This is a genomic window from Hydrogenimonas sp. (assembly GCF_029933015.1).
Classification (GTDB): domain Bacteria; phylum Campylobacterota; class Campylobacteria; order Campylobacterales; family Hydrogenimonadaceae; genus Hydrogenimonas.
Genome location: NZ_JAOZOZ010000048.1, coordinates 1 through 11833 on the forward strand (window position 1 = coordinate 1; position 11833 = coordinate 11833).

Annotated in this window: 10 protein-coding genes; all 10 read left to right on the forward strand. The window is 58.6% G+C overall.

Annotation, left to right across the window (positions count from 1 at the left end):
• Positions 1-2433 (forward strand): leucine--tRNA ligase (gene leuS / locus Q1K23_RS04855; RefSeq protein WP_300362903.1); only part of this gene is annotated, 2433 nt, incomplete at its 5' end.
• A gap of 61 nt (positions 2434-2494) precedes the next feature.
• Complete coding sequence (gene lptE / locus Q1K23_RS04860; protein ID WP_300362904.1) at positions 2495-3001, forward strand: LPS assembly lipoprotein LptE; 507 nt, start codon at positions 2495-2497, stop codon at positions 2999-3001.
• Positions 2998-4533, forward strand: coding sequence for a diguanylate cyclase (locus Q1K23_RS04865; protein ID WP_300362905.1), 1536 nt, complete (start codon positions 2998-3000; stop codon positions 4531-4533). The genes lptE and Q1K23_RS04865 overlap by 4 nt, the downstream gene beginning before the upstream one ends.
• A gap of 4 nt (positions 4534-4537) precedes the next feature.
• Positions 4538-5707 (forward strand): bifunctional folylpolyglutamate synthase/dihydrofolate synthase, encoded by a 1170-nt coding sequence (locus tag Q1K23_RS04870; protein ID WP_300362907.1) that lies wholly within the window; start codon positions 4538-4540, stop codon positions 5705-5707.
• Complete coding sequence (locus Q1K23_RS04875; protein ID WP_300362909.1) at positions 5704-6618, forward strand: M23 family metallopeptidase; 915 nt, start codon at positions 5704-5706, stop codon at positions 6616-6618. Before Q1K23_RS04870 ends, Q1K23_RS04875 begins: the two co-directional genes overlap by 4 nt.
• A complete protein-coding gene (locus Q1K23_RS04880; protein WP_300362911.1) occupies positions 6540-6866 on the forward strand; it encodes a polymer-forming cytoskeletal protein in 327 nt (108 codons plus the stop codon). The genes Q1K23_RS04875 and Q1K23_RS04880 overlap by 79 nt, the downstream gene beginning before the upstream one ends.
• On the forward strand, positions 6863-9841 hold the full coding sequence (gene mfd, locus Q1K23_RS04885) for a transcription-repair coupling factor (RefSeq protein ID WP_300362913.1): 2979 nt from the start codon (positions 6863-6865) through the stop codon (positions 9839-9841). The genes Q1K23_RS04880 and mfd overlap by 4 nt, the downstream gene beginning before the upstream one ends.
• Before the next feature lie 45 nt (positions 9842-9886).
• On the forward strand, positions 9887-10279 hold the full coding sequence (locus Q1K23_RS04890) for a hypothetical protein (protein WP_300362915.1): 393 nt from the start codon (positions 9887-9889) through the stop codon (positions 10277-10279).
• Positions 10276-11424: a S8 family serine peptidase gene (locus tag Q1K23_RS04895; RefSeq protein ID WP_300362917.1), complete on the forward strand. Its 1149-nt coding sequence runs from the start codon at positions 10276-10278 to the stop codon at positions 11422-11424. Before Q1K23_RS04890 ends, Q1K23_RS04895 begins: the two co-directional genes overlap by 4 nt.
• Before the next feature lie 8 nt (positions 11425-11432).
• On the forward strand, positions 11433-11833 hold a 401-nt coding region (locus Q1K23_RS04900), incomplete at its 3' end, for a histidine phosphatase family protein (RefSeq protein WP_300362919.1).

Consider the following 11833-nt stretch of genomic DNA (forward strand, 5'->3'; position numbering starts at 1 on the left):
ATGAAATATACCCCTTCCGAAATCGAAAAGAAGTGGCAGAAGTTCTGGGACGAGCATCGCAGCTTCGAGCCTTCCGAAGGTTACGACAGGCCCAAGAGATACGTTTTGAGCATGTTTCCCTACCCAAGCGGTCGCATCCATATGGGGCATGTGCGTAACTACGCCATCGGCGACGCCATCGCGCGCTACTGGCGCAAAAGAGAGCACAACGTCCTCCATCCCATCGGGTGGGACAGTTTCGGGATGCCGGCCGAGAACGCCGCGATCAAGCATGGCCTCCATCCCAAGAGCTGGACCTACGAGAACATCGACTACATGCGCAAGGAGCTCTCAAACCTGGGGCTGAGCTTCTCCAAAGAGCGGGAGTTCGCCACCAGCGATCCGGAGTACACCCGCTGGGAGCAGCAGTTTCTTATCGAAATGTACGAAAAGGGGATCCTCTACCGCGAATCGACCACCGTCAACTGGTGCGAGAGCTGCCATACGGTCCTGGCCAACGAGCAGGTGGAGGAGGGGCGCTGCTGGCGCTGCGACAATCCCGTCGTTCTCAGGGAGATGCCCGGCTACTATCTGGATATCGTCCGCTACGCCGACGAGCTTCTGGAGGATCTGAAAAAGCTGGAAGGAAAGTGGCCCTCGCAGGTTCTGGCGATGCAGAAAAACTGGATCGGCCGTTCCGAGGGGCTGGCGTTTACTTTCCGCCTCAGTGACGAGAGCATCGAAAAACTGGGAGGCGCGTTCGACGGTTTCGAAGTCTTCACGACCCGGCCCGATACGATCTACGGCGTCACCTACACCGCCCTGGCACCCGAGCATCCCATCGTCAAACGGCTGATCGAAAAAGGGCTGCTGGATAGCGAAACCGCCGAGCGGATCCGGGCGATCGCCAACATGAGCGAAGTGGAACGCGCCAAACAGGAGAAGGAGGGGTATCCTCTGGGGCTGGAGGTGATCCATCCGCTCACCGGCGAAAAGATTCCCGTCTGGACCGCCAACTTCGTACTGGCGAGCTACGGCAGCGGGGCCGTGATGGCCGTGCCGGCGCATGATGAGCGCGACTACGAATTCGCCACCAGATACGGCCTGCCGATCAAACGGGTCATCGAGGGTGGAGAGCTGCCCTACACCGAACCGGGTACGCTGGTCGAGAGCGGCCCTTTCAGCGGCATGAAGAGCGAAGAGGCCAAACGGGCCATCATCGAATATATGGAAAAGGAGGGTCTGGGCAGAGGCAGGGTCAACTACCGCCTGCGCAACTGGGGCATCAGCCGCCAGCGCTACTGGGGGGCGCCGATCCCCTTCATCCACTGCCCCAGCTGCGGCCTGGTGCCCGAAAAGGTGGAGAACCTGCCCGTCACGCTGCCTGATGACGTGGAGATCACGGGCGAGGGAAATCCGCTGGAGAGCCATCCGACATGGAAACGGTGTACCTGCCCCAGGTGCGGCGGCGAAGCGACGAGAGAGACCGACACGATGGATACCTTCGTGCAGTCGTCGTGGTATTTCCTGCGCTACACGACCCCACGAAAATATTGGGACGAGGTACCTTTCAGGAAAGAGGACAGCGACTACTGGATGCCGGTGGACCAGTATATCGGCGGGATCGAGCACGCGATCTTGCACCTGCTCTACGCCCGCTTCTTCACGAAAGTGCTCCGAGACCTGGGATACGTTTCGATCGACGAGCCTTTCGAGCGTCTGCTGACCCAGGGGATGGTGCTCAAAGACGGTGCCAAGATGAGCAAGTCCAAAGGCAACGTCGTCGATCCCGACGCCCTGATCGAGAGATACGGCGCCGACACGGCCCGTCTTTTCATCCTCTTCGCAGCACCCCCGACGCAGGAGCTGGAGTGGAGCGACAGCGGGGTGGAGGGCGCTTTCCGCTTCCTGCGCAGACTTCACGACCGTGCCGCGAAAGTGGAACCCTGCGACGCACTGCCCGCCATCGATCACGGGAGTCTCTCCAGGGAGGAGAAAGAGGCCCGCAAAAAGGTCTACGAAGCGCTGAAGAAGGGTGAAGAGGTCTACGGGGAGCGCTTCACCTTCAACACCCTGATCGCCGCCTGCATGGAGGCGATCAACGCCCTGGACAAGCAGGAGAATCCCGCCGTCTGGCAGGAGGGGATGTGGATCCTCCTCAATCTTCTAGAACCCATCGTCCCCCATATCGCCTGGGAGCTGAGTGACCGTCTTTTCAAACGGAACAATTTTGGCTTGATAGAGACCAAAGAGGAGGTCTTCGCCGTCGATGCCGTCCCGATGGGGGTCTCCATCAACGGCAAGCCCCGGGCCCAGATCGAAGTGGCACCGAACGCCTCAAAAGAGGAGATCCTCGAGATCGCCAGAGCCGCCGTGCCCAAATGGCTGGAGGGCAAAACGGTCGTCAAGGAGATCGTCGTACCGAACAAACTGGTCAATCTGGTCGTCAAATAACTTCAAAGGTGAGAATGTGAGAGTGTGGCAGCGCGGAAGTGGGATAAAAAGAGTGATACATATGACCCTTCTCTCGCTGTTCACCGTTCACTGTTCACTGTTCACTCTGACCGGTTGCGGCTACAAGCCGGCCACGACCTTCACGAAAAAGGTATTCAGCGACAAGATCTACACCGACATCGAAGTCTATCTGCGCGATCCCGAAAACGCCGTGTTGGTCAAGGATGCCCTCAACGAAGCGATCGTCAGCCGTTTCGGAGCCCGCGTGGCCGACAAGGACAAGGCGACGACGATTCTTCACGTGAAGTTCAACAACGTCTCCTTCACGCCGATCCAGTACGATGTCAACGGCTACGCCATCTACTACCGGGCCAAAGTCTCCCTGCAGATCCGCTACCGTTCGCCGAAAGAGAGCGGCACGGAGACGGTGACGGGCTTTTACGACTTTCCGATGCAGCCGCGGGCCATCATCTCCGATGCGCTCCGTTTCCAGGCGATCAAAGAGGGGTCGGGCAAGGCGCTTGACGCCTTCGTGTCGCGCATCACTTTACGGGGGGTGAAACTATGACCGTTCAGGATATCATCAAGCAGTCGCTGCAGGAGATCAAATCGAGAGGCCTGCAGCTGACCCCGGAAGTGTACGGGGAGATTTTCTGCAAGCACGCCAAGCGGGGCAACGTGATCATCGAGGAGTGCCAGAAGCTGGAGAAATTTCTCAAACGCCTCTCCCCGGAACTGCAGAAAAGTATCAAAAACCGGCACGTTTCGAATCTCGACCAGCTGATCCAGTATCTGGGCTCGGAAGTGATGCGGGCCAATCCCGGCAAGAGTTCGGAGATCATCCAGGCCTACGTGCTGCTGGTAAAACGCCTTCTGCAGGCCGTTTCGATGCTGCACAACAAAGAGGCGGCCCAGATGGCCGAAAAGGATGCCAAAAAGATCGCCCCCTATCTGGAAAAGAGCGAGATCGACGCCATCCGCGAGCACTGGAACCGTTTCGTGATGGAGTACGACGACAGTTTTTTGAAAAAACTCTCCCCCTACTGCGCGACGGAGACCGACGATCTTCGGACGATGGTCGAGGAGCTGAGCGAGTGTCTGAAATCCTACAGCGGAGGCGGCGGGGAGTATGCCGTCTTGGCCCAGATCCTGGTGGCGTCGCTGGTCCCTTCCATCGCGTCGGGAATGAACGACGAAATCGCGACGATCAGCGCCCAGATCCGATCCAATCCCGAGCTGCTGACTTCCCAGGCGATGATCGAGGATATCCGCCACATCATCAAAAAGCGGATCGAACTGGACAAAAAGGCGGTCACCTCCCAGATGAGCGAGCTCGACACGATCATCGAGCATATCAACCTGGCGCTGGTGCGGGTCATCGACTTCGGCGACAGCAACTACGACGCCATCACGAAGATCCAGGGCGAACTGGACGAGGTGAACCTGGGAAGCGACTCCTTCGAAATGATCCACGGCAAGCTCCTCTCCATCGCCAGCTCGCTGGAGACCGAAACGCGGGTGCTGGGCGAGGAGATGCGCAAAAGCAAGGAGGAGATCGCCGAACTGCGCCAGAAGGTGAGGATACTGGAGGAGGCGCTGCGGAAAGAGCGGAAAAAATCGGGGACCGACACGCTCACGAAACTCCCCAACCGTCGCGCCATCGACGACTTCATCAAAAAGCAGGAAGCGACTTTCAAACGCTACGGGGACAACTACGCCGTCGTGCTTTTCGATATCGACCATTTCAAGGCGGTCAACGACAATTACGGCCACGACGCCGGCGACGTGGTACTCGCCTCTTTCGGAAAGATGCTGCGCCGTTACAGTCGTGAAGTCGATTTCGTGGGTCGCTGGGGCGGTGAAGAGTTTCTCGTGGTGCTGCCCAAAACCGATCTGAAAGGTGCCGTGCGATTCGCCGAAAAGCTGCGGGAGGTCGTCTCCAAAAGCAAATTCATGTACAAAGGGGTGAGAATCCCGATCACGATCAGCGGCGGGGTGGCCGACAGGATATCGAGCGAGAGCATGGAAGATATGCTCAAACGGGCCGACGAGAACCTCTACCAGGCCAAAGAGGGCGGCCGCAACAAAATCGCCGCCTGATGTGATGGGCTTTAAACAAAACCTCTCGGAGTTTCTGGCGAGCAAACCTCTCTACTACGACAAGATCGATCTCTCCCGCATGCCCAAAGCCTATGCCGAAGTCGCGCCGCATCTGCGGCTCGGAAGCGTCGTCCATCTGATCGGCACCAACGGCAAAGGGAGTACGGGACGCATGCTGGCGACGCTGCTGATGCATGAGGGATTCGGGGTCGGGCACTACAGCTCTCCCCATATCGTGAGCTTCAACGAGAGAGTCTGGATCGACGGCAGCGACGCCTCCGACGAAACCCTCGAAAGAGCCCACCGGAAGCTGATGGGATGGCTTCGATCGGAAACGGCCGAATCTCTCAGCTATTTCGAATATACGACACTTCTGGCTCTGGTGGCCTTCGAGGGGCTCGACTACATCGTGCTGGAGGCGGGACTCGGCGGGGAGTTCGACGCGACCGGCGTCGTGCCGAAAACCCTTTCGGTCGTGACGCCGATCGGCATCGACCATCAGGCCTTTCTGGGAGAGACGATCGGGGAGATCGCCGCCACGAAACTCAGAAGCATCGACCGCCGGGCCCTGCTGGCGCGCCAGAACGACGCGCGGGTCTACCGGGTCGCCGAAGGTATCGCCGCTCAGAAAGGTGCCGAACTCTACCGGGCCGAAGAGGTGGTGGAGGATACGTACCGTAGGATGATCGAAGAGGCTGCGGCTTCGCTGGAGTGGCCCCGCTATCTTGTCGACAATGCCGAAACCGCGGCCGCGGCGTTCAGGCTTTTGTGCGGAAAGTATCCTGACCCGGAGCTTTATCGTAGGATCCGTCTCAAAGGGCGTTTCGAGAAGATCGCGCCCAACGTCATCCTCGACGTGGGCCACAACCCCCTGGGTGCGAAAGCGGTGGCCGAAGCCCTTGACGGAGAGAAGAGAATTCTGGTATACAACGCACTGAGCGACAAGGATGTGGAAGAGATCCTGGGTATCCTGAAGCCCGTCGTCGAGCGTGTCGAGATCATTCCGATCGAAAGCGAACGGGCGATGGCGCTGGAGAAAATATGTGACATCGCCGAAAAGACGGGGCTTGAAGTGGAAAATTTCAGAAGGGTGGAATCTAAGAAGAGGTATCTGGTCTTCGGCTCCTTCGTCGTGGCGGAAGCCTTTTTGAAACGGTTCGAAGCGGTCCGATGAAACATAGATTTCTGATCACGATCACAGATACGGAGAGTTTCAGGCAGTTTACGCTGAACCAGATTTTCAAATGGATCGTGGGAGTCGTTGCGTTTGGAATCGTGGCGGCGGGTGTCGCGACCTGGTTCTATATGAAGTGGCTCGAAGATGCCTACGACGAGGCGAAACTGCGGCAGAAGGTGCTCGAACGCAACATCGCGACCCTCGAAAAGAGTGTGGAGGGGCTGAATCTGCAGATCGATGAGCGGCAGAAGGCGCTGGATCGGCTCGGTGACCGCCTCAGCGACCTGGAGATACTGGTCGGGGAGAAGCCCGACGCGAACTTTTCGACGCCGACGAGAGTGGAAAACGTCACTCTCTCCGCCGCGCAGCTGGCGCTGCTCTTTTCGATCGTCCCCAACGGCGAGCCCCTGCCGATGGAAGGCATCACCAGCGCTTTCGGATGGAGAAAACATCCGATCCGAAAGACCCGGGAGTTTCATCCGGGCATCGACCTGCGGGCGAAACGGAGCAAACCGGTCTGGACCACGGCCGACGGCGTGGTGGAGTATGCCGGCTACCACAAACGCAGCGGATACGGCAATCTCGTCATCATCGACCACGGTTTCGGCTTCAAAACCTACTACGGTCACCTGAAAAAGACGAGTGTCAGAAAAGGGGATACCGTCGTCAAGGGGGATCTGATCGGACTCAGCGGCAATACGGGGCTCAGTACGGCGCCCCATCTGCACTACGAGATACGATTTCTCACCAGGCCGGTGAACCCCTACTGGTTCATCAAATGGAAAAAAGAGAGTTATCGCACCATCTTCAGGAAAGTGAAACAGGTACCATGGGAATCTCTGATCGCACTGACGGGGCATATGGCCGCCCAGGCCCTACCACCGTCGTCGCCCCCGGCACGACCGTAAAGGGCGACATCCACAGCATCGGCGGCGTCCACGTCGACGGTGAAATCGAAGGCAACGTCGAAGCCAAAAGCTACGTCATCGTGGCCAAGGGGGCCGTGATCCACGGGGACGTCCATGCCGCCGAAGTCTATCTGGGGGGCATCGTCATCGGCGACATCTGGGCCCTGGAGGTGGAGAGGTACGGGACGGGGATCTGCCACGGTACCATCGAAGCCTTCAAAATCAACGAACACGGAAAGAAAGAATGATCGAAACCAATCTCTACGCCTTTTTCGAATCCGGGGAGCGTCCCGATATCGTGATCGTCGAAGACGACAAAGAGGCGGCAGCCGCCGCCACCATCGCGAAACTCCACGGTATCGAAAGTGTCGTGCTGCCCGATTTCAGGGCGACGTGGGGCGAAGATCTGCGAAGCTGGAGGGAGGAGCTCTTCGCGCTGGGCGAGGCGCTGAAGCGTTTCTACCGAACGGGAGAAAACCGCAAAGAGGCGATGCTGATCGCCCCCTTTCATACACTGCTCTATCCTCTGCCCCGGCCGGAGCTGCTGGGGAGTTTCACCATCGAATTCGGCGAAGACCTGGATCTGGATGCGCTCAAGGAGCGGCTCTACGCATGGGGGTACAGTTTCGTCGATGTCGTCGAGGCGCCCGGGGAGGTGTCGGTGCGGGGCGACATCATCGACATATTCAGCCCCGGCAGCGAGACCCCCTGGCGCATCAGCCTCTTCGATACCGAAGTGGAGAGCATCCGTCCCTTCGAGGTGGAGACCCAGAAATCCGACAAGAGCGAAGAGCTCGAATCCGTCACGATCGACGCGGCGCTCTTTTCGCTGGAGAAGGAGGCGTTCGAAGCGCTGCGGAAACGGTGCGAGGCGAGTGACGCCGACGTCTTCGTCAAGGACGCGAACGCCCTGGGACTCTGGTATCTGGAGGATATGGCCCGGGATCCGATGGAGGGGCGCGGCGCAGTGTTGGCCAGGGAGCTTTCCGAAGAGATCGCTTTTGCCTACGAACACGCTTCAAAGGCGCTGCCAAAAGAGCGCTTCGAACTGCCCGTCGTGCCGGAGACGGAGAGGATCAAGGCGATCGAGCCGATCAACGTCGATCTGCTGACGGAACACTATCCCGACAGGGAGCTGGTCATCATCGCCGAGAGCGAGGCGCTGGTGCGCCGCAGCCCGATCAGGGAGATCGCGAAGGCGACGATCCTCAAGGATGCCGGCGTCGTCAACCTTCTCACGCCCGAGCGCATCATCGTCTCTCTCAACAAACCCTTCAAAAAGAGAGCCGCCAAACGCCCGACGATCCTGCTCGACGATTTGAAACCCGGCGATTACGTGGTGCACGAAAACTACGGTGTCGGTATCTTCAAGGGGATCGAACCCCACCAGGTGCTGGGCGCCGTACGGGATTTCGTCCATATCCAGTACCAGAACGACGACACGCTGCTGCTGCCGGTGGAAAACCTCGACATGATCGACCGCTACATCGCCGAAGGGGGATCGCTGCCGGTGCTCGACCGCCTGGGCAAGGGCGGGTTCGGGCGGCTCAAGGCGAAGGTCAAGGAGCGGCTTTTCGCCATCGCCTCCGAGATCGTCAACATGTCGGCGAAGCGGATGCTCATCAAAGGGGCCGTGATCCGCACCGATTTCCCGGAACTGGCGGAGTTCAGGGAGGCGGCGGGATTCGAGTACACGCCCGATCAGGTGACGGCGGTGGAGGAGATCTTCGCCGACCTCTCCAGCGGGCGGGTGATGGACCGGCTGCTTTCCGGCGACGTGGGATTCGGCAAGACCGAGGTGGCGATGAACGCCATCCTCGCCGTGGCCAAAAGCGGCTACCAGAGCGCCTTCGTCGTGCCTACCACGCTGCTGAGCGCCCAGCACTTCAAAAGCGTCAAGGCCCGGCTGGAGCCTTTCGGCGTGCGTGTGGAGAAGCTCGACCGCTTCACGACGGCCAAACACAAGCGGCAGATTCTCGAGCGGCTCGAAAAGGGCGAGCTCGACCTGGTGATCGGCACCCACGCCCTGCTGGGGGCGAAATTCGCCAATCTGGGGCTGGTGATCATAGACGAGGAGCACAAGTTCGGCGTCAAACAGAAAGAGGCGCTCAAGCAGATGAGCATGGACGTGCACGTACTCTCCATGAGCGCCACGCCGATTCCCCGCAGTCTCAACATGGCGCTCTCCAAGATCAAAGGATACAGCGAGCTGCGCACGCCTCCGACGGAGCGCAAGGGGGTGCGTACCTTCGTCAAGAGTTTCGACGAGACGGTGGTCAAGGAGGCCGTGATGCGGGAGCTGCGCCGGGGCGGCCAGCTCTTTTACGTCTACAACTCCATCGCCGGCATCGAGAGCAAGAAGGCGGAACTGCTGGAGATCCTGCCCGATCTGCGTATTCTGATTCTCCACTCCAAAATCACGGCGGCGCAGACGGAAAAGGAGATGCTGAGATTCGAAGAGGGCGAATACGACCTGCTGCTTTCCACCTCCATCATCGAATCGGGCATCCACCTTCCCAAAGTCAATACGATGATCGTCGACGGGGCCGATCGCTTCGGCATGGCCGACCTGCACCAGCTTCGCGGCCGTGTGGGGCGCGGAAAGGTGGAGGGGTACTGCTACTTCCTCGTCGAAAACAAGGACGCGCTCAGCGATCAGGCCAAACGACGCCTCATCGCCCTGGAGTCCAACTCCTTCCTGGGAAGCGGCGCCGTACTGGCCTACCACGACCTGGAGATCCGAGGCGGCGGCAACCTGATCGGCGAGAGCCAGAGCGGCCACATCAAACAGATCGGCTACGCGCTTTACCTGAAGATGCTCGAGGACGCCATCCGTGCCCTGACGCAGGAGGGGACGCCCGAGAGAAAGAGCGTGGAGGTGAAACTCTCCATCACCGCCTACATCTCCGACGAGCTGGTCCCCCACGATCGGGTGCGGCTGGAACTCTACCGGCGTCTGAGCGCATGTGCCGAACCCCACGACGTGGTGGAGATCGAAGCGGAGATCGAGGACAGGTTCGGTCGGCCCGATCTGCCGACCCGGCAGTTTCTGGATCTGGTGACGATCAAAGTGCTGGCGGCGAAAAAGGGTGTGGAGCGGATCAGCAACTACAACGAAAACATCACGATACAGTATAATGAGAGTGACAAAACCTACCTCAAAGCGCGCAGCAGGGACGACGACGATCTGATCGCGACGGTGCTGGAAGCGCTGAGAAGGTAGAAAAGAGGCATAGTTCGATCGATCTGTGAAGGGGAAAGGAAGCGGGTGAAAAAGTGTCTGATCGTATTGGTCTCTCTCTCCATCGCCGGAGCGGGAGAGTACTATTACATGAACGGCGACAGACGGGTGGAGCTCCAGCCGGTCGAATCGAGAGGTATTGGAGTGAGAGAGTACGGCGGAACGAAACCTTTTCTGCTTGAAAACGGTGAGAAGATCGAGGTGGCCAACCGCATCATCGTCAAATTCTCCTCATTGGAAAATCTGGATGCCTACGAAGCGGAGTATGGATTGAGACCGCTCAAGAGGATCGGAGGAAAGATTTTTCTCTTCGAGACCGATTCTATCGAGATGGCACTGGATGCGGCCAATGCGCTTGAAAAAAGAGCGGATGTCGTCTATGCGCAACCCGATATTCTGAAAACCAGGAGATTGCGATGAAGCCGGGGTGGCGTGCCGCTGCTTTGCTGCCAATTCTGATCGCGGTCACCCTTCTTTCCGGATGCGGCGGCGGAGGCGCAGGAAGCGAATTTTCGGACAAGAGTTGCACGCTTCAGGAGTACAACAAGAGCAACCTTCCCGCTCTGCCCGGCATTTCGGTCGTCGCCGACAACCCTCTTTACTATCAGCAGTGGGCTATCCACTACGACCGTTACTTCTACTATGGCAACGATATCGATGACGAAGCCTCGATCCATATGAGCGAAGAGCACCGTTTTCTGGGACGTGGCGTGAAGGTCGCGGTGATCGACGACGGGCTCGACGTGGACCACGAGGATCTTGTGGGGGCGGTCGTCGCCACCTACGATGTGGCTACGGGAATGACGGATGTGAGGCCCACACGGGATACGCAAAATCACGGCACCGAGGTGACGGGTATTATCGCCGCCAGAAACAATGCCATCGGTCTGCTGGGGGTGGCTCCGGAAGCGGAGGTCTATTTCATCCGGCTTCCTTTCGGCCGCAGCGTGAGTACATTCGAGATCGTCGAAGCTTTCGAGAAAGCGAAAGAGTGGGGTGTGGATGTCATCAACTGCAGCTGGGGAAGCGGCGATGTGGATCCGGCTGTGAGAGATATCATCGCCGATCTTGCCACCCATGGACGTAACGGCAAAGGGACGGTCATCGTCTTCGCGGCGGGTAACGAGGATCAGCCGATCGGAAAGGATGAAGCCTCCCTCCCGGAAGTGATCGCCGTGGGCGCGACGAATAGAGAGAATCTTAGAAGCAGTTACAGCAATTACGGAGAATCCCTGGATATCATGGCTCCAGGTGGCGAGTATATCGGGCTTACGACACTCGATCAGATGGGCAGTGCCGGCTTGTCGAGCCGTGATCCCGACTATCTCGAGTATGACGATCCTTACAATGCATTCGGGGGTACTTCCGCTTCTGCACCCATCGTAACGGGGGTCGTGGCGCTTCTGCTCGAAGCCAATCCCAATCTGACCCGACAAAACGTTCAGAACGTTCTGGCATGCAGTGCGGACAAGATAGGTAGGATTCCCTATGGCGGGGATGGTTTCAACGACTATTACGGCTACGGGAAAGTCAATCTGAAAAAGGCTATGGCACTGGTCCGATAGGAGGTTGTATGAGAGAGCTTTTTATATTGCGTCATGCCAAATCGAGTTGGGACGATCCGACCCTGAGCGATTTCGAACGTCCCTTGAACAGACGGGGAAAAGAGGATGCGCCTTTGATGGGCGAGCATCTGAAAGAGTTGGGTGTCAGACCGGATCTGATCGTCTCGTCTCCCGCGAAACGGGCGAAAAAGACGGCGAAGATCGTGGCGGAAGCGCTGGGATACGATCCCGACGCCATCGAGTGGAGAGAGGGGATCTACGAAGCCTCGCCCCAGTCTCTGCTCTATCTGGTCTGCCAGCTGCCGGACAACGCCAAACGGGTCATGATCGTAGGCCACAATCCGGGACTGACGATGCTGGCCAACATGCTGGGGGATATAGCCATCGACAACATCCCCACCGCCGGATG